At 62.7% G+C, this 23,762-nt stretch carries 20 protein-coding genes and 1 tRNA gene; 14 read left to right on the top strand and 7 right to left on the bottom strand.

The window, feature by feature from the left end; translation table 11 throughout:
- Positions 1–39: 39 nt before the first annotated feature.
- Entirely contained in the window at positions 40–1,338 is a 1,299-nt protein-coding gene (gene lplT / locus JNB89_RS08265; RefSeq protein WP_220361880.1) for a lysophospholipid transporter LplT, read from the bottom strand.
- Between the two features lie 454 nt (positions 1,339–1,792).
- A complete protein-coding gene (locus JNB89_RS08260; protein WP_013338822.1) occupies positions 1,793–2,596 on the bottom strand; it encodes an inositol monophosphatase family protein in 804 nt (267 codons plus the stop codon).
- A 347-nt stretch (positions 2,597–2,943) separates the two neighbouring features.
- Here JNB89_RS08260 and JNB89_RS08255 point away from each other — a divergent pair, with 347 nt between their 5' ends.
- Positions 2,944–3,822, top strand: a complete 879-nt coding sequence (locus tag JNB89_RS08255) for an RNA methyltransferase (protein ID WP_220361879.1) — start codon at positions 2,944–2,946, stop codon at positions 3,820–3,822.
- Between the two features lie 212 nt (positions 3,823–4,034).
- Positions 4,035–5,048 (top strand): serine O-acetyltransferase, encoded by a 1,014-nt coding sequence (gene cysE, locus JNB89_RS08250; protein WP_220361878.1) that lies wholly within the window; start codon positions 4,035–4,037, stop codon positions 5,046–5,048.
- Positions 5,049–5,156: 108 nt separating this feature from the next.
- Here the strand turns inward: cysE and JNB89_RS08245 are convergent, their stop codons facing one another.
- From JNB89_RS08245 to JNB89_RS08230, 4 genes are all read right to left on the bottom strand, one after another.
- Positions 5,157–5,954, bottom strand: coding sequence for a UDP-2,3-diacylglucosamine diphosphatase (locus JNB89_RS08245; protein ID WP_013338825.1), 798 nt, complete (start codon positions 5,952–5,954; stop codon positions 5,157–5,159).
- A 44-nt stretch (positions 5,955–5,998) separates the two neighbouring features.
- Positions 5,999–6,493 (bottom strand): peptidylprolyl isomerase, encoded by a 495-nt coding sequence (locus JNB89_RS08240; RefSeq protein WP_218741531.1) that lies wholly within the window; start codon positions 6,491–6,493, stop codon positions 5,999–6,001.
- 167 nt (positions 6,494–6,660) lie between these two features.
- Entirely contained in the window at positions 6,661–7,245 is a 585-nt protein-coding gene (locus tag JNB89_RS08235) for a peptidylprolyl isomerase (protein WP_013338827.1), read from the bottom strand.
- Positions 7,246–7,304: 59 nt separating this feature from the next.
- Positions 7,305–8,036 (bottom strand): tetratricopeptide repeat protein, encoded by a 732-nt coding sequence (locus JNB89_RS08230; protein WP_220361877.1) that lies wholly within the window; start codon positions 8,034–8,036, stop codon positions 7,305–7,307.
- Between the two features lie 565 nt (positions 8,037–8,601).
- Here JNB89_RS08230 and cysS point away from each other — a divergent pair.
- The 10 genes from cysS to JNB89_RS08180 all read left to right on the top strand — a co-directional run bounded on the left by cysS (position 8,602) and on the right by JNB89_RS08180 (position 20,910).
- Complete coding sequence (cysS, locus tag JNB89_RS08225) at positions 8,602–9,999, top strand: cysteine--tRNA ligase (RefSeq protein WP_220361876.1); 1,398 nt, start codon at positions 8,602–8,604, stop codon at positions 9,997–9,999.
- A 47-nt stretch (positions 10,000–10,046) separates the two neighbouring features.
- Positions 10,047–11,144 carry a DNA-3-methyladenine glycosylase family protein gene (locus JNB89_RS08220; RefSeq protein WP_220361875.1) on the top strand — a complete coding sequence of 366 codons (1,098 nt, stop codon included), beginning with the start codon at positions 10,047–10,049 and terminating at the stop codon, positions 11,142–11,144.
- Positions 11,145–11,269: 125 nt separating this feature from the next.
- Positions 11,270–12,241 (top strand): acetyl-CoA carboxylase carboxyltransferase subunit alpha, encoded by a 972-nt coding sequence (locus JNB89_RS08215; RefSeq protein ID WP_013338831.1) that lies wholly within the window; start codon positions 11,270–11,272, stop codon positions 12,239–12,241.
- Positions 12,242–12,303: 62 nt separating this feature from the next.
- Entirely contained in the window at positions 12,304–13,752 is a 1,449-nt protein-coding gene (tilS, locus tag JNB89_RS08210) for a tRNA lysidine(34) synthetase TilS (protein WP_220361874.1), read from the top strand.
- A 436-nt stretch (positions 13,753–14,188) separates the two neighbouring features.
- The gene (locus tag JNB89_RS08205; protein ID WP_013338833.1) at positions 14,189–15,439 is read left to right on the top strand and encodes an aspartate kinase; all 1,251 of its coding nucleotides are present in this window, start codon (positions 14,189–14,191) and stop codon (positions 15,437–15,439) included.
- Between the two features lie 189 nt (positions 15,440–15,628).
- A tRNA-Ser gene (locus JNB89_RS08200) sits at positions 15,629–15,722 on the top strand.
- Between the two features lie 97 nt (positions 15,723–15,819).
- Entirely contained in the window at positions 15,820–16,188 is a 369-nt protein-coding gene (locus JNB89_RS08195; RefSeq protein ID WP_220361873.1) for a DUF3987 domain-containing protein, read from the top strand.
- A gap of 130 nt (positions 16,189–16,318) precedes the next feature.
- Positions 16,319–18,772: a type VI secretion system Vgr family protein gene (locus tag JNB89_RS08190; protein ID WP_220361872.1), complete on the top strand. Its 2,454-nt coding sequence runs from the start codon at positions 16,319–16,321 to the stop codon at positions 18,770–18,772.
- A gap of 46 nt (positions 18,773–18,818) precedes the next feature.
- Positions 18,819–19,658: a hypothetical protein gene (locus JNB89_RS08185; RefSeq protein ID WP_223216720.1), complete on the top strand. Its 840-nt coding sequence runs from the start codon at positions 18,819–18,821 to the stop codon at positions 19,656–19,658.
- Positions 19,659–19,776: 118 nt separating this feature from the next.
- Positions 19,777–20,910: a WD40/YVTN/BNR-like repeat-containing protein gene (locus tag JNB89_RS08180; protein ID WP_431026582.1), complete on the top strand. Its 1,134-nt coding sequence runs from the start codon at positions 19,777–19,779 to the stop codon at positions 20,908–20,910.
- A 214-nt stretch (positions 20,911–21,124) separates the two neighbouring features.
- On the opposite strand, the gene JNB89_RS08175 is transcribed toward JNB89_RS08180, so the two are convergent.
- Positions 21,125–21,901 (bottom strand): SDR family NAD(P)-dependent oxidoreductase, encoded by a 777-nt coding sequence (locus JNB89_RS08175; RefSeq protein WP_220361976.1) that lies wholly within the window; start codon positions 21,899–21,901, stop codon positions 21,125–21,127.
- Between the two features lie 153 nt (positions 21,902–22,054).
- Between JNB89_RS08175 and JNB89_RS08170 the strand changes: the two genes are divergently transcribed.
- Together JNB89_RS08170 and JNB89_RS08165 are read left to right on the top strand one after the other, a co-directional pair.
- Entirely contained in the window at positions 22,055–22,660 is a 606-nt protein-coding gene (locus tag JNB89_RS08170) for a TetR/AcrR family transcriptional regulator (protein WP_223216718.1), read from the top strand.
- Positions 22,661–23,095: 435 nt separating this feature from the next.
- Positions 23,096–23,722 carry a class I SAM-dependent methyltransferase gene (locus JNB89_RS08165; protein ID WP_220361869.1) on the top strand — a complete coding sequence of 209 codons (627 nt, stop codon included), beginning with the start codon at positions 23,096–23,098 and terminating at the stop codon, positions 23,720–23,722.
- Positions 23,723–23,762 lie beyond the last annotated feature (40 nt).

The raw sequence follows: 23,762 nt of genomic DNA, 5'->3' as shown, positions 1-23,762 counted from the left end.
ATGTGTGGCTCGGCCATGCGCGCTCCGCTTACGCCGCCATTACTCCTCGAGCAGCACGTGCATGTTGGCCGTACGTTCGTTCGTCGCACTGCGCCGTTTTGCGAGCCACATCATGAACGTGATGAAAACGCCAAACACGACAATGATCCACTGCGCCGGCATCTTCGCCGTCAGCAACAGCGCGTACGCGCCGAGCATCAGCAGCACGGCGAGATTCTGATTGAAGTTCTGCACCGCGATCGAATGTCCCGCGGACAGCAGCGTGGCGCCGCGATGCTGGAGAATCGCATTCATCGGCACGATGAAGAAACCGGATAGAGCGCCAAGCAGGATCATCAGCGGATAGGCGAGCACGATGTACAACGGCACCCCGTACGAACCGACGTGTATGCCCGCGTCCGCAGGAAAAAGGTTCTTGTTGTAGAAGGCCATGGCAATGGCCACCGCGCCGGTGACAATGCCGACCGGCAGCACGCGAAGCGAGCGGCGCAGCGGAATGAGCGCCGCGGCCGCAGCCGCGCCGACGGCAATGCCGAGGCCCGTCACGCCCTGCATCACGGCCGCCTTCGAAAGCGACAAGCCGAGGTTCACGTTGGCCCATTTCAGCACCAGCAACTGCAACGTTACTGCGCCGCCCCACATGAGCGTCGTGACCCACAACGCGATTTGCGCGAGCTTGTCGGCCCACAGCACGTTGAAGCAGTGATAGAAGTCGCCGACGAGCCTCGTCGGTTCCGAGAGCCGGTTCGGGTAGCGCGCGCCGGTGTCGGGAATGAAAACGTTGATCGCGGCCGCGATCGCGTAGGTGAGCATGACCGCGAACATCGCAAGATCTGCCGATGAACGGATCAGCGGCAGATGCGCATGCGCGACGAATCTGTCGGCAAATGTGCTGATGAGCGCGCCGCCGACCATCGTGCCGACGATAGTCGACAGCACGGTAGCCGATTCGAGCCACGCGTTGGCCTTGACGAGTTTTTCGGCGGGCAGCAGCTCGGTGAGAATCCCGTATTTCGCCGGCGAATAGGCGGCGGCGCCGAAGCCCACCACGCCGTAAGCGATCATCGGATGCACGCCTGCGATCATCATCATGCAGCCACTTGCCTTCAGCGCATTGGAGATGAACATGACGTGGCGCTTTTGCAGAGCGTCCGCGAACGCGCCGACAAAGGGCGCAAGCAGCACATATGAAATGGTGAAGAAAATCTGCAGCAGCGGCGTGACCCACGCGGCGGAACGGATCACGGACAACAACGCAATGGCGGCGATCAGCAGGGCATTGTCCGCCAGCGACGAAATGAACTGCGCCGCGATAATTGTATAGAAGCCTTTTTTCATGAAGCGGATGGGAAGCTGCGCGCAAGACGAGGCGCGAAGAACGCGCGCATGCGATTGCTGGGGCGGGCCCACACGGAAGGCTCGGCGCAGCGCGCGAGCAAGCCCGATGTAAGGCTTTGCAAAGCCTGCAGGAACGCCTGGCAAAGCTTGCAGGAACGCACACGGCAAAGCCCGCGGCAAGCGCTCGCCCTGGCCCCTACGAAGCACATACGGAGCGCACATGGCACTCACCAGCCGCACGGGCACGCGCAGCGTGGAATGCGAAAATGCAACCGGCGAAGACATCATGCCGGCGCGGCTTCCCGCTTTGTAGCACGAATGTCCGCATCATGCAGGCACGCCAGCAAAAAAAGCGGCCGGAGCCGCTTATGTCGTGTGAGCGCCGTGTGCGTTGGCTCGCGACGGCTCACAGTGCGGACGGCGCTCGCGCTGCGCGCGGCGCCGTCGCATGCGTTCAAGCCGCTTGCTGACGCGTGCGGCTGTAGCGCGAGAGGATCGGCACCATTTGCGCGTAGATCTTCGGATTGCCGGCGACAACTTCGCCCACGTGCAGGAAGTCCGAGTCGCCGGTGTAGTTGCCCACGAGTCCGCCCGCTTCGGTAATCAGCAGGCTGCCTGCTGCGACGTCCCACGGATTCAGGCCCTGCTCGAAGAAGCCGTCCATGCGGCCCGCGGCCACGTTGGCCAGATCCAAGGCGGCCGCTCCGGGACGGCGCAGGCCCGCGCAGGCTTGCGTCATTTCGGCGAACTGGCGGCCGTATGCTTCGAGGCCGTCTGTTTCGCGGAACGGAAAGCCGGTGCCGATCAGGCCGTCGGCGAGACGGTCGCGCTTGGCGACGCGAATGCGGCGGTCGTTCAGGAAAGCGCCGCGGCCGCGCGAAGCCGTGAACAGGTCATTGCGAGTCGGGTCGTACACCACGGCCTGCGTCACGATGCCTTTGTGAGCGAGCGCGATCGACACGCAGTAGTACGGAAAGCCGTGAATGAAGTTGGTGGTGCCGTCGAGCGGATCGATGATCCACTGGTATTCGGACTCGTTGTCCGACTGGCCGGATTCTTCCGCGAGGATCGCGTGGTCGGGATAGGCGGTCTTCAGCGTGTCGATGATGGCCGCTTCAGACGCCTTGTCGATCTCCGTGACGAAATCGTTGTGCTGCTTCTTGCTGACCTGGATCAGGTCGAGGTCGAGCGAAGCGCGGTTGATGATCTGGGCTGCGCGGCGCGCGGCCTTTACAGCGATATTGAGCATGGGATGCATGGACGGATCCTTGTGCCGGGGCAGCACGGCTGCTTGCCGGTAAATGAGCGCTACGCGCGCGCTAACAGGCGCCCTCGATGAGGCGCGAAAACAGCACGGAACGCTTGCCCGGTACGGGACCGGCGCGCATTCCGCCAACGGAGACGAATTGAATAAGAACGAGCGCCCCGGCTTTGGCTGATTGCACGCACCCATGTGAACTGACTCAGGGCGCAGCGCAGCGTGGTGCAGGCCGGACGCGAATTTGCGTATTTTACCTGAGTCCGCGGCTCGCGGCAGCGCTCGCATCGGGTAGGGCGCCCGGGTTGGCGCTACCATACGCGTTCTCCGACTAGCAGAACCTCATCGTGGACCACACCCACCATTCTTCCGATCCCGCCGTGGCCGATCTTCGCGGCGGCTTCACATCGACACGCTTCGTGCTGGTCGAGCCGAGCCATCCAGGCAACGTCGGCGCCGCGGCGCGCGCGCTCAAGACCATGGGTTTTTCGCGGCTCGTGCTGGTCTCGCCACGCGTGGCGAACGTGCAGAGCGACCCGGAAGCCATTGCAATGGCGAGCGGCGCGGACGACGTGCTCGCCTGCGCCCACGTCGTGCCGACGCTGGCCGACGCGCTTTCGGGCGTGCACTGGTCGGTCGCGCTGACCGCGCGGCAGCGCGAATACGGCCCGCCGCAATGGACGCCGCGCGCGGCCGCCAGTCTCGCGCGCGACGAGGCGCTGCACGGCGAGATCGCGCTCGTGTTCGGCAACGAGCGCACGGGTTTGTCGAACGAAGATGTCGAGCGTTGTAGTGCGCTCGCGCATATTCCGGCCAATCCCGCCTATAGTTCGCTGAATCTTGCGCAGGCGGTGCAGGTGCTCGCTTATGAGCTGCGCATGAACTACCTCACGAGCGGCGAGGAGGCCAACGTCCACACTCATGCCACCGCCAGCACGTCGGCAGGCCGTGCACCGCACACGCCAGGCGCCGCGCCCGCAGGCTCCGCCGCCGAACCCGCGGGCCCGCGCGCTGCAAGCGACGAAATCGAAAGCATGTTCGCACATCTCGAGAGCGCGCTCGTTGCGCTCGAGTTTCTCGATCCCGCTAACCCGAAGAAGCTGATGTCGCGCTTGCGGCGGCTTTTCGCGCGTTCGGGCCTCGAGCGTGAGGAAGTGAACATCGTGCGCGGCATCGCCAAGCACATCCTGCTCAAGACCGGCCGCACAGACGACGGCGGCCGCTAACGCGCCCCGCAAGGCAGCCCGGCAGCGAGCTGGCGGACGCCGACTAACACGACGACCTTTTGCACTACATGGACTTCCGGCAGGTTTCCGGGAACCGTCCTACAATCCTCGAAACGTTCTAAGCAAAGCTGCCGACCTGCTATACGGCAGCCCTGCACGCACGCATGCCGTCGTCCGCATGCGCCTTGTTCCCACAACACATCGTCCCTGCCATGTTCACGAGACTTCGCGAAGACATTGCCACGATCCGCGAGCGCGATCCCGCCGCTCGCAGTGCCTGGGAAGTGCTCACGTGTTATCCGGGCCTGCATGCGTTGCTGCTGCACAGGTTCGCGCATGCGTGCTGGCAGGCGCGGCGCCGCTGGCTCGCGCGCTTCGTTTCGCAGATGGCGCGCTTCATGACCGGTATCGAGATTCATCCGGGCGCGACGCTCGGGCGGCGCGTGTTCATCGATCACGGCATGGGTGTCGTGATTGGCGAGACCGCGCAGATCGGCGACGATTGCACGATCTACCAGGGCGTGACGCTTGGCGGCACGTCGCTCACGCGCGGCGCGAAGCGGCACCCGACGCTCGAGCGCGGCGTGATCGTCGGCGCCGGCGCAAAGGTGCTCGGCGGTTTCACGATCGGCGCGGATGCGAAGATCGGCTCGAATGCCGTGGTGACGAAGCCTGTGCCGGCTGGTGCCACGGCGGTCGGCAATCCGGCGCGGATCATCGTGCCCGCGGCGGCCTCGGGTGTCGGTTCGGCTACTGCTGCTGCAGCTGCTATGGCTTCGGCGTCAGGAACAGCGTCACCGGCCGCGCCGGGCTCAGTAGCGGCGGCCGCGGCGGTTTCTGCTGTCACGGTCGTGGCGAAGGCCGCGGCGGTTGCCAATGGCCGCGCGAGCGTAGACGTAGCATCGGCGGGCGCAACGGCGGAATGCGCGTCTTCCACTGCCGGCACGCGCGAGCGCGAGGCCGGCAAAGCCGCGAGCGAGCAGCGCAGCACGTTCTGCGCATACGGCATCACGCCGAACGCAGACGATCCTGTGTCGCTCGCTATCCACGGGCTGATCGATCATGCGGCGACGCAAGCGAGGCGCATCGACGAGATCGTGATTGCGCTCGAGCGTCTGGGCACGAGTCTCGAGGGATTGCAAGGCGCGGACGCAGCGCTGCTCGACTTGCGGCGCCTGTCCGCGGCGATCGCGGGCAAGGTGGACGGGGCGGTGACGGCGCGTTGAACGCGTGCAGCGGGCGGATTGCCGCGTGCGATCAAGGCGCGTGGCACACCGTTGCCGCAGAGCACATCGGATCGCTGGGACCCAAAGGATGCTCAAAGTGCATCCCGCTCAATCGAGCGGCAACGCCCTGATCCCTTCAGCGTCGATACGCAGATAGCCGCCGCGCCGTTCGCCGTGATCTAGATCCCAGTCGGGCAGCACCCAGCGTATGCCGCCAGGTTCGCGATGACGCGCGGGGCGGTGTGTGTGCCCGTGAATGATCGTGGCCGCTTTCGACCACTTGAACAATGCTGCGACGCCTTTGGGCGTCACGTCGTACTTCAGCGAGACGGGACGCATGCGGCCGTCCTCGCTCTTTGCCCGCATGTTCTCCGCGAGCGCCTGGCGCCACGAAAGCGGCGAAGCGAGAAACAGCAATTGCGCAAGACGAATGCGCGCGAATCGGCGGAATAGCTGATAGCCACGGTCCGCGGTGCACAGCCGGTCGCCGTGCGCGAGCGCAACGCGCGTACCGAATGCGGTAATCACGATGGGGTCGGGCAGCCAGATCGCGCCGGCCGCTTTCATGAAGCGCTTGCCAAGCAGAAAGTCCCGGTTGCCGTGCATGATGTACAGCGCAATGCCTCGCTCGGTGAGCGTATGCAGCAGCGCGGCCATACGCGCTGCGAACGGCTCGGCCAGCATGTCGTCGCCGATCCAGTACTCGAACAGGTCGCCGAGAATGAAAACAGAATCGGCCTGGTCTGCGGTGACGCGAATGAAGTGTTCGAACGCGGCGACCGTGCGCGGGATCGCCTCACTCAAATGAATGTCGGAGAGGAACAAAAACGGGCGTGCGGCGTGCGGGCGTCGGCCCTCGCCAGGCACGCCCGCAGCGACGCTTCGCAGCGGCGTTTCTTGCAGCATTGAAGGTGCCTGTGTTTCAGCTTTTAGTGAAGGCGCGTGCGCGATCAGTCGACGATCACGGCTTTTTCGATCACGACGTCGTCAACCGGCACGTCCTGATGGAAGCCCTTCGAACCCGTCTTGACCTTCTTGATCTTCTCGACGATCTCCATGCCTTCGACGACCTTGCCGAACACTGCATAGCCCCAGCCTTGCGGCGTGGGCGACGAGTGGTTCAGGAAGTCGTTGTCGTTCACGTTGATGAAGAATTGCGCGGTCGCCGAATGCGGGTCGTTGGTGCGCGCCATTGCGATGGAGCCGTTCACGTTCTTCAGACCGTTGTTCGCTTCGTTGTTGATCGGCTCGGCCGTCGGCTTCTGCTTCATGCCGGGTTCAAAGCCGCCGCCCTGAATCATGAAGCCGTCGATCACGCGGTGAAACACCGTGTTGTCGTAATGGCCGGCCTTCACGTAGTTGAGAAAGTTCTCAACCGACTTCGGTGCCTTCTCGGCGTCCAGTTCGAGCTTGATGACGCCGTGATTCGTATGCAGTTCAACCATGATGGAATCCTTTGATGAACGGGTGGGTGGAGAGAACGCGGCACGCCGTCGTGCGCTGATGGAACGTTCCGCGCAGTTTCATGCGGGTGACGGCGGCCGCGCGGGGGCGTAAGTGTGACGCTTCTACGCTTGCGTTACCTGTTCCTTTCTTGTTCTTGACCTGTGCTTCACTTGCTGCCGACCACGCTAGCCGATTCGATCACGATCGGCTTTTGCGGAACGTCGCCCATTGGTCCGCGCGTGGTGGTCGGCGCGGCTTCGATCTTCTTCACGACGTCCATGCCGCTCGTGACTTTGCCGAACACCGCGTAGCCGTTGCCATCCGGATTCGGATAGTCGAGGCCCGCGTTGTCCACCGTGTTGATGAAGAACTGCGCGGTGGCCGAGTTCGGGTCACTCGTGCGTGCCATCGCGAGCGTACCCACGGTGTTCTTCAGACCGTTGCGGCTTTCGAGCGGAATCGGGGCACGCGTGGGTTTCTCGGCGAAGCTTTGCGTGTAGCCGCCGCCCTGGATCATGAAGCCGCGAATCACGCGATGAAAGATCGTGCCGCTGTACTGCCCGGACTTCACGTAGTCGAGAAAGTTGGCAACCGTCTTCGGCGCTTTCTCAGGATACAGCTCGACGCGAATATCGCCTTCCGACGTCTTGAGGAGGACGGACGGATGCGCGGCTTGCGAACCGGACTGGGCAAACGCGGGAGCGTTCGCGATCAGGGCGGCGCTGCCGAGCGCCAACATCAACCATTTCATGAAAATCCTCAGGGTTGGAAAAAACGTATGACAGCAAGGAGGCGGCGTCAGCGGCCGCGCTATTGCGAAGGCGCCATGTAAGGCGGCATGGCGAGCGAGCCGTTTGCGCCGCCGTACTGGAAGCTCGGCGTTTGCGTCATGTTGGCAGTGGTGCCGGGCGTGTAGTTTTCCGGTGCGGCAGCGGCCCGTTTAGGCGCCTTGCCCGGCTTGGGCGGTGCCACGATCTTCTGGATGTCGGCAATGCGCTGCGTGGTCGCCGCGCTCGCCTTGCCGAGGCTCTGCGCACGCCGGTAGGCTTCGTTGGCCATGCGCAGGTAGAGGTCGCCCAGATTCTCGTAAGCGAGGCCGTAGCCGGGGTTGACCTTCGTTGCGGTTTCGAGCGCGGCGCGCGCTTCGACATAGCGGCCATGTTTTGCGTACAGCGCGGCCAGATTGTTGTACGGCTCCGGCAACTCCGGATACAGCTGCGTGAGTTCGGTGAACGCGCTGATCGCTTCGTCGTCGCGGTTCAGATGCGCGAGCACGGTGGCGCGTTTGAACTTTGCCTGGGCGTCGCGCGGATTCGACGCGATGCGCGCATCGAGCTGCGTCAAGGACGCTTGCCAGTCTTTCTGTGCAATGGACGCGTCGATCTCCGGCGTGTTGTCGCGCACCGCAGGGCCTTGCGGCATGGTGGGCGTTTTTTGCGCGAAGGCAGCGGCGCCTGGCAGCATGCCGAGCGCGAGCGCCACGGCGGCGCGCACGAACTTGCGTGCAACGGTGCTGCGCGCGCCTTGCATGAAGTCGTGCATCGGGCTGCCGGCTGGGGCATTACGGCGAGCGCCGGATGAGGCAACAGGGGAGGCAGCAGGCGAGGCACCGAACGGTACACGATTCGCGGCGCCGAACGAGGCATCGGGCGGGGCTCGATGCAAGGCGCCTGCAAGCGCACCTGCAAGGGCGCCTGACGAGGCACCTGAGGGAGCACCTGACGGAGCACCTGAGGAGGCACCAAACGCCGTCGCGGCGAGGGTCGCAGCGCTGCGCGCGCGGCCGCTGGAAGGTTTCATAGGCTCGGGTCTGGATGTTATACTCCGAGCCATTCTAACAAAAGGTCTGCGCGTTCCGTCGAACCGCCGGCTGTCTTTTCGCCACTCGTGGTCGTCTCCGCCTTGATTGCAGTCTGACCGCCGCACGAGGTGCATCGGTTCGCTGCTGTGCGTGTTTCAACAGTCGCTGTTGTGCGTGTCTCGACTGCCGGGCAATACTCTGTGCAAAGCCCGGCCGAGTCAGCCGACAGTACGTCTGCGCCGTCCGGTTCAGAGGGCGGCACGCATGAAATATGGCGGATTTCTTTCGGCCCACGCACCGTTCTCTATGGAATCACTGCGCATCTACAACACGCTCGCGCGTGACAAGCAAACCTTCGTGCCCCTCGAACCCGGCGTCGTGCGGATGTACGTGTGCGGGATGACCGTGTACGACTATTGCCACGTGGGTCATGCGCGTGTCATGGTCGTGTTCGACATCGTGCAGCGGTGGCTGCGCACGCTCGGCTATCAGGTGACGTACGTGCGCAATATCACGGACATCGACGACAAGATCATTCGTCGCGCCGTCGAGAACGGCGAGACCATCAAGTCGCTGACCGACCGCTTCATCCGGGCGTTGCATGAAGACGCGGACGCGCTCGGCATCGCGCGGCCCGACATGGAACCGCGCGCGACCGACTTCATCCCGCAGATGCTCGGCATGATCGAGAAGCTCGAGGAGAAGGGCTACGCGTATCAGGCCAAAGACGGCGACGTGAACTACGCGGTGCGCAAGTTCGCAGGCTACGGCAAGCTCTCCGGCAAATCGCTCGAAGACCTGCGCGCGGGCGAGCGCGTCGCTGCGAACGACGCAAAAGAAGACCCGCTCGACTTCGTGTTGTGGAAGCAGTCGAAAGCCGACGAACCCGCCGACACCGGCTGGGACTCCAAATACGGCCGCGGCCGCCCCGGTTGGCATATCGAATGCTCGGCAATGGGCTGCACGTTGCTTGGCGAACGTTTCGACATTCATGGCGGCGGCCAGGATCTGCAGTTTCCGCACCACGAAAACGAAATCGCGCAAAGCGAAGCTGCGACGGGTCAACCCTTCGTGAATTACTGGATGCACAACGGCTACGTGCAGATCGACAATGAGAAGATGTCGAAGTCGTTGAATAATTTCTTTACGATTCGCGAGGTATTGGCGCAGTACGATGCGGAGGTCGTGCGATTCTTCATCGCGCGCGCGCACTACCGTTCGCCGCTGAACTATAGCGACGTGCATATCGACGACGCCCGCAACGCACTGGGCCGCCTCTACACGGCGCTCAAGGACGTGACACCGGACGGCGCCGCGCTCGACTGGAACGAAGCGCATGCGCAGCGATTCCAGGCAGCCATGAATGACGACTTCAACACGCCGGTTGCGGTCTCGGTGTTGTTCGAGTTGGCAACAGAAGTGAACCGCACGCGCGACCCCGCGCTGGCCCGTCAATTGCGCTCGCTGGGCGCAGTGCTCGGGCTGCTCGGGCGCGAGCCGCGTGCATACCTGCAGCAGGCAGCGGGCGCCGCGGTACAAGGCGCTCTCGAGCCCGCCGCGATCGAAGCGAAGATCGCCGAGCGTGTGGCCGCGAAGCAGGCGAAGGACTATGCGGCAGCAGACCGGATCCGGGCCGAATTGCTCGAGGCCGGCGTTGCACTTGAAGACAAACCCGGCGGGTTGACCGAGTGGCGGCGCGTGTGAGCGCACCTCGTACTTCCCTCTGAAAGACTCGCCAGGCAGGAGGCAGGATGGCAACGGCCACGAAGACGCCGGCTAAACGAGCCACGTCTCAAACAAACGCGGCAGCAGCGGCAAAGTCGACCCGAAGGTCGGCGCGTCAGGCTAGCGGCGCGGTGAAGGCAGGATCGTCGAAAGGCGCGGGAGCGGGCACGAAGAGCGCGGCTGGCGCGGCGAAGAAGGCCGCTGTCAAGCGCGCGTTGAATGGCGCATCCGCGCCTACGTCACACGCCGCTGTGAAGCGCGCAAAGACATCGTCTGTGAAGACCTCGCGCGGCAAGGGCACGAGTGGCATCAGCGGCAATGGTGCATTGCCTGCGGAACTCGCGGGCGACGTGCAGGAACTCGCGCGTGTCGCAAAGACGCAAGGCAGCCAGGAAGGCGAGATCGTGCGCAAGACGCGGGCGTCGTCTTCCGCGGCGGGCGGCGAGACAGCGAGCGCGAGCGAGGTCGCCGTACCGGTGCAGATCGGCGGCCTGACGCCTGAAGCAACGCGCCCGGATTACTGGGACAAGGCGTGCGCCGACCTCGTCAAGCGCGACCGCATTCTGAAAAAGCTGATTCCGAAGTTCGGTCCCGTGCATCTGCTAAGCCGCGGCGATCCGTTCGTCACGCTTGCGCGTTCGGTGGTGGGCCAGCAGATTTCAGTGGCGTCCGCGCAGGCCGTGTGGGCGAAAGTCGCCGCGGCGTGTCCGAAGCTGGTGCCGCAGCAGTTCATCAAACTGGGTCAGGAAAAGCTGACGGCGTGCGGCTTGTCCAAACGCAAGGCGGAGTATGTGCTCGACCTCGCGCAGCATTTCGTGTCGGGCGCGTTGCACGTCGGCAAGTGGCGCTCGATGGAAGACGAGGCGGTGATTGCCGAGCTCACGCAGATTCGCGGCATCGGCCGCTGGACCGCGGAGATGTTCCTCATCTTCAATCTCTCGCGTCCCGACGTGCTGCCGCTCGACGACCTCGGTCTGATCCGCGCCATCAGCGTCAATTACTTTAGCGGCGAGCCGGTCACGCGCAGCGAAGCGCGCGAGGTTGCCGCGAACTGGGAGCCGTGGCGCACGGTCGCCACCTGGTATATGTGGCGTAGCCTCGACCCGCTGCCGGTCGACTACTGAAAGAACAAAGAGGCATGCCGCTTGTGAAACTATCAATTGTTCAATACCGATAGTTGCGAAGTGGTTTTGACAGCGGCGAGCGCGGTTAGAATACGCGCTGCCGGTAAGTCCAAGGATTAAAACCAATGAAGACCACGTTTCTGGATTTCGAACAGCCGATCGCTGAACTCGAAGCGAAGATCGAAGAATTGCGCTTCGTGCAGGACGATTCGGCCGTCGATATTTCGGAAGAGATCGAGCGGCTGTCCAAGAAGAGCCAGCAACTCACCAAAGATCTGTACGCGAACCTCACGCCGTGGCAGGTTTCGCAAATTGCCCGTCATCCGCAGCGCCCGTACACGTTCGACTACGTGAACGAGCTCTTCACCGACTTCCACGAACTGCACGGCGACCGCAGCTATGCAGACGACCTGTCTATTGTCGGCGGTCTGGCGCGATTCAACGGCCAGGCCTGCATGGTGATCGGTCACCAGAAGGGCCGCGATACGAAGGAACGTGCGCTGCGCAACTTCGGCATGCCGCGTCCCGAAGGCTATCGCAAGGCCGAGCGGCTCATGCGCCTTGCCGAGAAATTCGGCTTGCCAATCTTCACGTTCATCGACACGCCGGGTGCTTACCCTGGCATCGGTGCCGAAGAGCGCGGGCAGTCGGAAGCTATCGGGCGCAATCTGTATGTGATGGCCGAACTGAAAACGCCGCTGATCGCCACTATCATCGGCGAGGGCGGTTCGGGCGGCGCGCTCGCCATTGCCGTCGGCGACAGCGTCCTGATGCTGCAATTCTCGACCTATTCGGTGATTTCGCCGGAGGGTTGCGCGTCGATTCTGTGGAAGAGCGCGGCCAAGGCGCCGGAAGCGGCGGAAGCGCTCGGCCTCACCGCGCATCGACTGAAAGCGCTCGGACTGATCGACAAGATCGTCAACGAGCCGCTCGGCGGCGCGCATCGCGACCCGAAGGGCATGGCTGCGCTGCTGCGTCGGGCGCTCGCCGATTCGCTGCGTCAGTTCCAGGGCATGAGCATCAACGACCTGCGTCAACGCCGTTTCGAACGGCTCATGGCGTACGGCAAGTTTAAGGAAACGACGCCGGGTGCCTGAGCCCGCGCGCGTTCTCTTCTGTCTATCGGCGCAACGCATCCTGATGCCGCTGCGCTAACGACGTGACCACTTCTGCCCAATCAAGCGCCGACCGCCTCGTTCTCGAAGCGGTCGGCGTTGCTTTTGCCGCGCTGCCCGCGCATGCGCGAGTGGCGGTGGCATTCAGCGGCGGCGTCGATTCGGGCGTGCTGCTCGATGCTGCGGTGCGCGTGGCGGGTGCATCGCGTTGCATGGCGTTTCATGTTCATCACGGGCTGAGTCCGAATGCCGATGCGTGGCTCGCGCACTGCGAGGCATTCGCGCGCGAACGTGGCGTCGAGTTTGCCGCGCGTCATGTCGAGGTCTTGCGCGATGCGGGCGTCAGCGTGGAAGCCGCGGCGCGCGACGCGCGTTATCAGGCGTTGGACGCGCTGTGCGCAACGCACGGCATTCAGTGGCTGTGGCTCGCACAGCATGCGGACGACCAGGCGGAAACGGTGTTGCTGCAACTGTTGCGCGGCGCGGGCCTCGCAGGTCTCGCGGCAATGGCCACGGAGTTCGCGCCCGCCGGCGCAGCGGCGGTGCGCGTGCGGCCGTTGCTGCATCTGCTGCGCGCGCAGATCGAGCAGTATGCAAACGCACGCCACCTGCGCTGGATCGACGACGAATCGAACGCGGACACGCGCTATGCACGCAATGCGCTGCGTCACGAGGTAACGCCAGCGCTGGCGATTCACTTTCCCGGTTTTCGCGATGCACTTGCGCGCACCGCGTCGCATGCGGCATCGGCGCAGCGGCTGCTCGACGAACTGGCGCGCATCGATCTTGAACTCGCATCACGCGACGAAGGACGCGCGCTCTCGCACCACGCGCTCATCGCACTGGACGACGAGCGCGCGCTCAACTTGCTGCGCTACTGGATGCGCTTGCAAGGCTTCGTGCCTGCGTCGAGCGCGCGTCTTGGCGACGCGCTGCGGCAACTGCGCGAAGTGGGGACAAGCGGGGACGGGCATCGTCTGCGTGTCGATCATGCCGGGCAGGCGCTGCGCTGCTATCGCGGCCTGGTTTACTGGGAGGCGGGCGACAGCCGCGATCCCGCCGACGAAACCGCGCTTGCCGCGCGCGAGGTAAGCGAGCTTGCGTGGAGCGGCGAAGCGACGTGGCGCGTGCCGCAATGGCGTGGCACTTTCGTGTTCGAAGCGCTCGACGCGGCGCATGACGGTACCGCGGCAAGCGAAGCCGCGGTCCCCGTTAGCGTGTTGCAGCGTGCGTTGCTGAGCGCTCGCTCGCGTCGCGGCGGCGAGCGCATGCGAACGGGCGACGCACCCGGCGCGCGCAGCCGCACGCTCAAGAACCTGTTCCAGGAGCGCGGCATTGCAGCGTGGAAGCGCGATGTGCCCTTGCTTTATATCGGCGACGAATTGCTGTTCGTGCCGCTGCTTGGCCTCAATCGTGCGGCCTTGCCCTCGGACGTTGCGCCGAACGAGGCACGCGTGTCGATTAGCTGGCGCGAGGACTTGCTGATTGCCTGACCGGTTCGTCGCCGCCTGCGCAGCGAGGCAAGGGGCGGGGCTGGAAGCAGGGCAAATAGGGCGCGAGTGATCGGCTCGAAGATTCGGGGCAAGATGCGGCCCGAACGCGGCGCGAGTTCAGGGCCGGCAAGGCTTTCCACGCATATCCCGAGGCGCTGCCACGGCCTTTGCGGCTTGTCTTTTTGCGTCCGATCGGGTACGTTAACTTGTTTGCCCGCCCCGCTTTTGCCGTCGCTTTTGTCGGTTTTCCGATCGTGATCCGAGTTTCCCGGTAAGCCATTAGCGATCAATCACGGGCAAATCCGCGCGTGTTGCACGCGCGCTGCATCTACGCCGCCACACACTTTGCCGCCGTTCACAAGACGTTGCGCCCCTGTGCTTTTGTGCGGTCGTCGCGAGCGCGCCAGCGCGGTTTCTCCTCCAGTTCAGAACGACAATGGCACTCATCGTACATAAATACGGCGGCACCTCGATGGGCTCGGTCGAGCGCATCAAGAACGTCGCCAAGCGCGTCGCGAAATGGCATAAGGCCGGCCACAAGATGGTGGTCGTGCCCTCGGCAATGTCCGGCGAGACCAACCGCTTGCTCGGCCTCGCGAAAGAGATCACGGCCCAGCCAAGCCCGCGTGAACTCGACATGATCGCCGCCACCGGCGAGCAGGTCAGCTCCGGGCTGCTCGCCATCGCGCTGCAGGAAGCCGGCGTCGAAGCGGTCAGCTATGCCGGCTGGCAAGTGCCGGTCAAGACGGATAGCGCGTTCACCAAGGCGCGCATCAGCGAAATCGACGGCGAGCGCGTGCTGCGCGATCTCGACGCAGGCAAGGTCGTGGTGATCACGGGCTTCCAGGGCATCGATCCTGACGGCAACATCACTACGCTTGGCCGCGGCGGTTCGGACACGTCGGCGGTTGCGGTCGCGGCTGCATTGAAGGCGGACGAGTGCCTGATTTATACGGACGTCGACGGCGTGTACACCACCGACCCGCGCGTGGTCGAAGAGGCGCGCCGGCTCGATCGCGTGACGTTCGAAGAAATGCTGGAAATGGCAAGCCTGGGTTCCAAGGTGCTGCAGATCCGCTCGGTGGAATTCGCCGGCAAATATCAGGTGAAGACGCGCGTGCTGTCGAGCCTGACCGATCCGCTCATCCCGCTCGACGCTGAAATGAAGTCGGGCACCCTGATTACTTTTGAAGAAGACGAGACCATGGAAAAAGCAGTCATCTCGGGCATCGCGTTTCAGCGCGACGAAGCTCGCATCGCCGTGATGGGTGTGCCCGACAAGCCGGGCATCGCGTACCAGATTCTCGGCCCGGTGGCGGACGCGAACATCGACGTCGACATGATCATCCAGAACCAGAGCGTGGAGGGCAAAACGGCTTTCACGTTTACCGTGGGCCGCGGCGACTACCAGCGCGCGATGGACATTCTCACGAATCAGGTGAAGGGTCACGTGCAGGCCGAGCAGGTGCTGGGCGATCCGAAGGTGTCGAAGGTCTCGGTGGTGGGCGTGGGCATGCGTTCGCATGTGGGCATTGCCAGCACGATGTTCCGCACGCTGTCGGAAGAGGGCATCAACATCCAGATGATCTCGACCTCCGAAATCAAGATTTCGGTACTGATCGACGAAAAGTATATGGAGCTCGCAGTGCGCGCGCTGCATAAGGCTTTTGAACTGGACCAGGCGTAATTCGCTGTGAAACGGCGGGGCGTACAGGAGCGTTCCGTTCGTTGATCCGTGCTGGCGCGGCCCGGTCAGAAAATCTCGGTGAATGACGAAATTGGCACAAAAAAGCGTTCGTCAGACATTGACCTTGGCGGTTCGGGCCGCTATTATCTTGGCTTCGTCGCGCTGACTCCCTGCGCGAGCGAAAGTTTGGGAGACGTGGCCGAGAGGTCGAAGGCACTCCCCTGCTAAGGGAGCATCTGGGCCAAAACCTGGATCGAGGGTTCGAATCCCTCCGTCTCCGCCAGTGATGGTGGCGAAACCCCGTAAGTTTAAAGACTTACGGGGTTTTTGTTTTTCTGGCCCATCAATCAGCCCATCATCGGGCAGCGTCTCCGCTGCCAATGGTCGCATCGTCGGCACTTGCTGCGCTCAGCGTAGCGATACAGGCGCACGTCGATATGCAGCGCGATAGCCGCTTAAGCGGGCCGGTGAGTCTGCGCGTGGTGGTGATCGCGGACAGTGGCGAGCGCAAATCAACGTGCGACGGCTTTTTCATGTGCGCGATTCGTGACGATGAGGACGCGGCGGACGCCGCGCAACCTGACATGGCCCGCCAGCGTGCCGCGCTTGCCGCGTGGGAAGCCAAATCGAACGGCCTGAAGGATCGTATTCGCCAGGATTTGAAGGCGGGCAAACCACGACGCCACCGCCGAAAGCAGCGACTTCGCCGTGTTGTTCGCGATCAATCGCCCACTCTCGGATTTTGCTGATTGAAGCACGACGGCGCGCGGCGTAAAAGTCTCCGGGGCGGATCAGTCCCCATTGCGGCCTTCGCCCATCCGCGGGGGCATCCAGCGTACAAGCCGCGCTTCTCAGCATGATCAGCACGGAGGCTACCCAATGGCAGACCTGCAAGGCGCACTGCAAGCCATATCAGGGCGGCAGGCGTATCACCTCAGCGTGCCCGGCACAGACGCCGCCGCCGCGCTCTCGGTCGTGTCGTTCACGGCGACCGAAAAGATGGGCGAACCCAACGTCGTCCAGATCGAACTGACCCATCCGCAGCAGCTACCGCGCGCCGATTTCCTGAACCGCGACGCGGTGTTTTCCATCGTGTCCGACGACGGGACCGTGCGGACTTTTTCGGGCTTCATCGCGCGGTTCTCGACGGTTAGGATAACGAAGGACTACGCGAAGTACGAAGCCGTTTTGAAGTCGCACTTCGCACGGCTCGAAGCGGTCACGAATACAGGCATCTATCAGCATCTGAGTACGCCCGACATCATTGCAGCGGTGCTGCGCCGTCACGGCCTGCGGGATCATCAATTTCGCTTCCGTCTGCGCGGGCAGTACCGCAAGCATCTGTTCCGCATGCAGTACCGCATGACCGATCTCGCCTACGTTCAGATGCTGATGCAGAAGGCGGGCATCTATAGCTATGTCGTGGATAGCGAGCACGGCGACGAGATTGTATTCGGCGACGATATCGATCACTACCTGTACGACGATCCGCAACGGATAGTGCCCTACCGCGAAGCGGCAGGACTTGAGGCGGGCGGCATCAGGGCCGTGACGGCGATCAAGACGCATGCCGTGACCGTGCCGCAATCGTTCATCGTGGCGGACTATAACCCGGCCCAAGCCTGGGAGCGTTTTCGCGACGAAGCAAACGTCGCGCCGCAGGACGCGACCACCTACGGCCAGGCGTATGTGTATGGCACGCACCACCTGGACCAGGCGGGAGCCAGATGGGAGGCGCAGCTTCGCCACGAAGCGGCCATTGCCCGCCAGGTTGTCTATGAGGGAGAAAGCAACGTGCTGGCGTTGCAGTGCGCGAGCGTGCTGGAGACGGACGCGCTGTTGCCCGACGCACCGAAAGGCCAACTGATTGTCGAGCTGACGCACAGCGGCGCGCGCGACGCATCGTATAAGAACCGCTATATGGCGATCCCGGCCGACCGGCGTTTCAGGCTGGAACTGAAACCGGAGACCTGGGCAAAAGTTAGCGGCACACTGAGCGCACGCGTCACCAGCCCCGATAGCTACACCTACGCCTATATCACGGCAGAGGGCCACTACACCGTGCGCTTCGACGCCGATTTCCAGACGTGGCCCAATGGTGGCGAGAGCGTACCGCTACGCCTTGCCAGGCCATTCGCGGGCAAGCTGCAAACCGGGATGCACTTTCCGGCGCTGGATAACGACGAGGCGGTTATCACGTTCCGTGACGGCGACCCCGACAAACCTGAAATCAGCGGCTTTCACCACCACAGCCAGGCGCGCGACCTGGTGACGAATGACCGGCGCTGGCTGTCGCGCAACGTGATCCGCACGCAGAAGAACAACAAGCTGCGTATGGAGGACTGGGCGGGCCAGGAAGGCATCAAGGTTAGCACCGAACATTCGGGCAAGTCGCAACTGAATCTCGGCTACCTGGTCGACAGCGGGCTCGGCTATCGGGGCGAAGGGTGCGAGCTTCGCACATCCGGTTATGGCGTGCAGCGAGCGGGCAAAGGTGTAATGCTCACCGCGTATGACCGCCCGGGCGCAGCCGGCAAGCAGCTGGACATGCAGGAGACCATCGCGCAGCTCGAAAGCGCGCTGGCGACCGCAAAGGCGCTCGCCGCGTCCGCCAGTAGCGCGAAGGCAGAACCGGCCGATACCGACGCGCAGCAGCAAATAAAGGACGACCTGGACGGCCTGAAGAAGCCGGGTTTGCTGATGAGCACGCCCGCATCGGCGGCGCTTGTCGCTGGCGGCGGTGTGCAGCTCGCCGCGCAGGACAGCATCAACGCCGTGGCCGGAAAGCACGCCGACTGGAGCGTGGTCAGGCGCTTCACAGCCGCGGCGGGCGAGAAGATTTCGCTGTTCGCACAGAAACTCGGTATCAGGATATTCGCCGCGAAAGGCCCGGTCGAATTGCAGGCGCAAAGCGGCCCGATGTCCCTTATTGCCGACAAGGACGGGAACGTCGCAAGCGTCAACGGCAAGGTCAATCTGTCCGCTGCGAAGGAAATCACCCTGGAGTGCGGCGGCGCGTTCATCCACATGAAGGATGGCAGCATTACGCTCGGCGGCCCGTTCGACCTTTTCATCAAAACGATTACGGTCCAGAAGAAAGGCGCACAAAGTCTGACAACCGCAGTCCCGTCATTGCCGGAATCGAAGGGGGCGTTTGACGAGGCTTTCGTTGTGCATTGGGCCGGCTCAGACGTTCCCGTCGCCAACACACGTTATCAGATGTTTTCCGAAGGCAAGCTGATCGCGGAAGGGACGACCAATGAGAACGGCGAGACGTCGCTGGCGCAAAGCCATGTTCCTCAAGGTGTGTCGATAAAATTGAAGGGCAATTAAAAAAATGGCAGATGAAAACAGGGATGTAGGTTACGCGGAGTCGTACATGACGCCCCGCTCCTATATGAAACGCGCGAGGGTCGAGCGTACCGCCTGCGATGTTCACGTACCCCCGGCGGCTGACTCGATTATCGGACATTGTGAGTACTACTACAGGCCGTTGCAGTGTGAGTACACGGAAACCGTCGAGAAGGTCACGGCAGGCAGCGTATGGGCCACGGTGAAAGCCTTCGCCACGTCCTGGGACCCGTGGACCGACAAGGGAGTGTCCGCCCGTCTGTTGCACCAGCGGCAGACGCTGATTCAGCCTGATTGCACGGACTCCGACTGGTCACGGCATAGCAATTTCATGATGCGCCACATCGGCTGCGGACATAAACCACCCGCCTATTACGTCAGCTATGGCTACTTCTACTGTTCGAACTACGGGGCGAAACTGAAGCCAACGCTTTCCCAGGCGGGCAAGGATTGGCTCGACAGCGCGAGGTGGTATCTACAGGCAAACATGGAAGATGGACTGAAGCAGAACATGAAGGGAAACAACATCCAGATGAGCAGCGCAAAGCCTGGAAACGGCAGCTTCAAAATGACGGTTCCTCAATACAAGCTAGAACTGGACAGCGATACATTCAAGAGTTTTGCGTTCAAGACGCACCCGCTTGCCTATCTCGACGGGGGACTGGCCGATCTGCAGCTTCCCGACATGATGAAAATCATGGGCGGACCCGCGCTGGAAGAATGGGGCGACTGGCGGACCTATGAGCAGGTTTGGGACAGCGGCAAAGTGGTGGCGGGCAAAACGATCGGCGATGCGTGGGACGCTATCAATGCCGACATTGCTGATCCCGTAAGCACGACACTCGGTCGCCTGATGGGCGCAAAGTAGCATGCGGACGCCCAGGCGCAGGACAACTATCGTCGGCGGCCTTCTGCTGGTCGCTCTCGCAACCTACGGGTACCACAGCATGACAACTCCAGGATGGCAGACCCTGTCGACGACGTTCATGAAGAACGACAGGCCGTATGGCGGCGGCGACGCCAGGATCAACGGAAACGAGGTTATCAGTCTCAAAATCGCTGGTCCAGAGATTACATTCAAGCCCGTCAACCAGCGAAAGGACCCTGAATACGCTGAGCCTAGCGAAGCGTGGATGAACAATTCCAGTGAGCGACTTAATCGGGGCACCGTTGCTTTTTTTCGCGGCACAGTTGACGGCGGGTTAACGCGTTACTTCCAGCAACCGGGACAGGATGCGGCCTGGTGGTATTCGAAGGACTGGAGCACGCAGTATGTCAGTACGGACTGGATGGATTACAAACGCGCCGATCATGAGACAGGTCCAGCGCCGCATATCACGAAACTCTGGCGCTCGCGCGACGGCGGCAGGAACTGGACGCAACTTGACTGGCCAGAGAACCGGTATATCGGCCAGCTATTTTTCCTTGATCCTGAACGGGGTTACGCAATTGGCTGGGGACCGAGCGTATGGCGGACGGCAGACGGGGGACGAACCTGGAAGGCAATCCCCGTGCCGCCTGGCGCTACTGACCGTGCCGAGCCGAGGAAAACCTTTGATGCCGTGGACCTTGGGCCGGATGGGATATTGCGCGTTGCCTACTATGTGCCGGAAGAGATCGAGGAAATTCAGCCTGAAAGCCTCGTTGACCGGCTGAAATGGGATAGTGAGGCGTTCGAGCCTGATGTAAAGCTCCCTGACCAGGTTGTCGTCTCCCTCAGGTCGGAGCCGGTGCCGCCCGACTACAGCTATGCGGTCTATGCACTATCCAGGCTCGGAAAGCCAGCCAATATAATAGAGGACCCGAACGACAACGGGCGGCGTACAGGAGCGCTATCGACGTGGGGGAATTGTGGCACCCAGACAGTCGAACAGCTTCATACGTTCGATGCGCGCCTGATGCTGGAGGGTATCAGCGTTGGCCGGCGTGGCGTGCTGCTTGTGTATGCGACAGATGCCAGTGGCGAAGGCGCACCGCGTGATATAACGCTCGCCAGCAAGGACTATGGCAAATCATGGAGCGAGACTGACGACGGGATTACGCAAGGGGTCTATTTCGACGCAGCCACCAACACGCAGTACGGACTCTATGCCTATACCCTGAAAAAGCGTACCTGGTGAGCGTTCGCGTGATTCCGTAGGTGCTGACCGCTGCCCCGCTTCGGCGGGGCTTTCATTCGAGCGTCGAGGACTGAGCCGGTCGTTTCGGCTGGCGGCAATTCAGCGGCCAGCTTTTGACGGCTCAGTTTGACGTGACATGCACGGCTCATTGTTCGATCATCGGCGAAAGCGTGCACCATCGGTCAACTCAATCCAAAAGCAGCTGCCATCGAGCTCACACTCTGCCGAAAACCGCCGCCCCCCAAGGCGCGCCGGTCGTCCCGCCATCCACGACGATCTCCGCGCCCGTCATGCCGGACGCGTCGTCCGAGGCGAGAAACAACACCGCTGCCGACACCTCTTCAGGCGTCGCAAGACGTCCCATCGGAATGCGCGGGCCAAGTGCCTGCTCGGTGCCGTCGAGCGTCGCGCCTTCGCGTGCGCCGCGTGTCCAGATCGGCGTGCGCGTGCCTCCAGGAATGACCGTATTGACACGTATCCCGCGCTCCACGAGTTCCGACGCGAATACCTTGGCCATACCCGTGATGCCCGCCTTGGTCGCGGAGTAAGCCGACGATCCGGGAGAGCCGAGCTCGCGCATCACCGAGCCATTCAACACGACGGCGCCACCGGCGCTCATTAGCGGCAACGCGCCCTGCACGGTCAGAAACACTGCCGTGAGATTGGTGCGCAAGATGGCTTCAAACGCGGCGGCTCTGGTGTTGCCGAGCGGCGTCGGGCCCGAAATGCCGGCGTTCGCGAATACGATGTCGAGCGAACCGAACGTACTCCTGATCTGTTCGAACAGTGCTTCGATTTCAGCTTCGTTGTCCAGATTGGCCTGCACACCCAGCGCGTTTTCACCCAACTCCGCGACTGCCTGGTCCAGTTTGGCGCGATCGCGTCCGGTGATTACCGCTCGTCCGCCCTCGGCAATCAGCCGCCTTGCCGTCACGAAACCGATGCCGCTGTTGCCACCGGTTATCAACGCGGTTTTTCCTGTGAAACGCATCATTTCTCTCCTTCAGCGGCGCCGCCTGGCGCCTGAAAACGGTTGAACGGCGAATTTGCCGCCGCGTGCGGACATCCCTTGGGGACATTGTCGTCCTGACATTCTGCATGTTGATCATCATGCACGTTTTCAGTATTATAATCATCATGCAGAATGTCAAGGGGTGACGTAATGGGCTATTCGCAGGCGCAAAAGGCAGAGAGCCGTCGGCGTGTGCTGGAAACAGCCGCGCGGCAAATCCGGGAAGAGGGTATCGACTCGCTCGGCGTGGCCGACACCATGCGGCAAGCGGGGCTGACGCATGGCGCGTTCTATGGGCACTTCGCGTCGCGTGACGCGCTGATCGTCGAGGCGCTGCAATACGCAATGGAGCAGAGCGAACAACGTGTCGCACAGGCGATGTCATCGGCGGGTGCAGGTGGTTCTGCGAAGAAAGAGCCGCTGCGGGTGATCGCCGAGCTGTTCCTCAGCGATCGCCATATCAAGAATCCCGGCGCGGGCTGCGCGTTATGTTCGCTCGCCGGTGAGGCGCGTCATGCGGCACCAGAAGTGCGCGAAGGCTTGACGCGCTATGTGCACGCGCTCGCGGCGCGGATAGCGCAGACGCTTGCGGGCAGAAACGAAACGCTCGCGCTTGGCATTGTCGCGACTATCGTCGGCGCGGTCACGTTGGCACGCTGCGTCGACGAGCCTGCGCTTGCTCGCTCAATTGTCTCCGGTGCGCTGGACCTGATACTCGCGCAAGGCGGCGACGCATAGTGATGCGGTGGCGGCACGAGTTCGACAAGTGATCGATAGTCGCTCAATAACGGCTGGACAAGAACTGGACAAGAGGGCGGATAACAGTTCAACCAAAGCTCACTAACGGCTCGATGAGAATTCCGATAAGTGGCCATTGAGCGCTACGCGCGATCGACGCGCACTCCAATCGAACCCGGCTCACCTCCGCCGAAATCGGCGCACAATAGATATCCCACGGGTGCCCGTCTTACAGGTGTGAAGGCGCGCGTCACTCGCCAGCGTATGGTCGGAAAAATCGCCCGACACAGTGGCGTGCGCATAGCAGCCGGAGTAACGCCCGGCCGCCCGTGGCCCGCCGCAGCCGTTGGTTTGCCATCAAGCGGCGTGCTTTGCACGGCTTGCCGGGTGCGGTAGATCGGCCGTGCGGCGACGTGCACAACGGGAGGTCCAACAATGTCCAATAACGTCAGCGGAACGGAAGGCTACGCGGAAGAGGCGGGCGCTCTTATCCGGCAGTGGCGGGGCATTTCATTCGCGGATCATCATGCGCCGGTTTTGCACCTGTTGCCGACCGTGCCGTCCCGCGTTCTCGACGTCGGCGCTGGAGTCGGAACCGATGCAGCGGCGTTGGCCGCGATGGGCCACACGGTCCTCGCCGTGGAACCCGTAGACGAACTGCGCAGCGCGGCCAGCGATCAGCACCGGTCGTCGCGCGTCGAGTGGATCGACGACAGCCTGCCCGATCTCACGATCGTCCGCTCAAGGCAGGAAACATTTGATCTTGTGATGCTCACTGCTGTGTGGATGCACCTGGATCACGAGCAGCGTTGCCGTGCGATGCCACGCGTGAGCGGCCTGCTACGGGATGGCGGAAGGCTGATTATGTCTCTTCGTCACGGACCTGTCCCTGAGGGGCGTCGCATGTTCGACGTCTGCGCGCAGGAGACAATCGGACTTGCGCGAGCATCAGGTCTTGAAACCGTTTTGCAATTGTCCGTCCCATCGGTTCAGCCAGGCAATCGGCGCGTCGGTGTCAGTTGGACGCGGCTGGCCTTCGAGAAGCGCATTGCACATCGCTGAACTTCGTTCGGCTTTCGCAAGGCGCTCCAGATAAACCAAT

The organism is Paraburkholderia phenoliruptrix (assembly GCF_019511605.1).
Taxonomy (GTDB): domain Bacteria; phylum Pseudomonadota; class Gammaproteobacteria; order Burkholderiales; family Burkholderiaceae; genus Paraburkholderia; species Paraburkholderia phenoliruptrix_A.
Note: the sequence above shows the minus strand (reverse complement) of the source record. Positions and strands in the feature narration are given on the sequence as shown.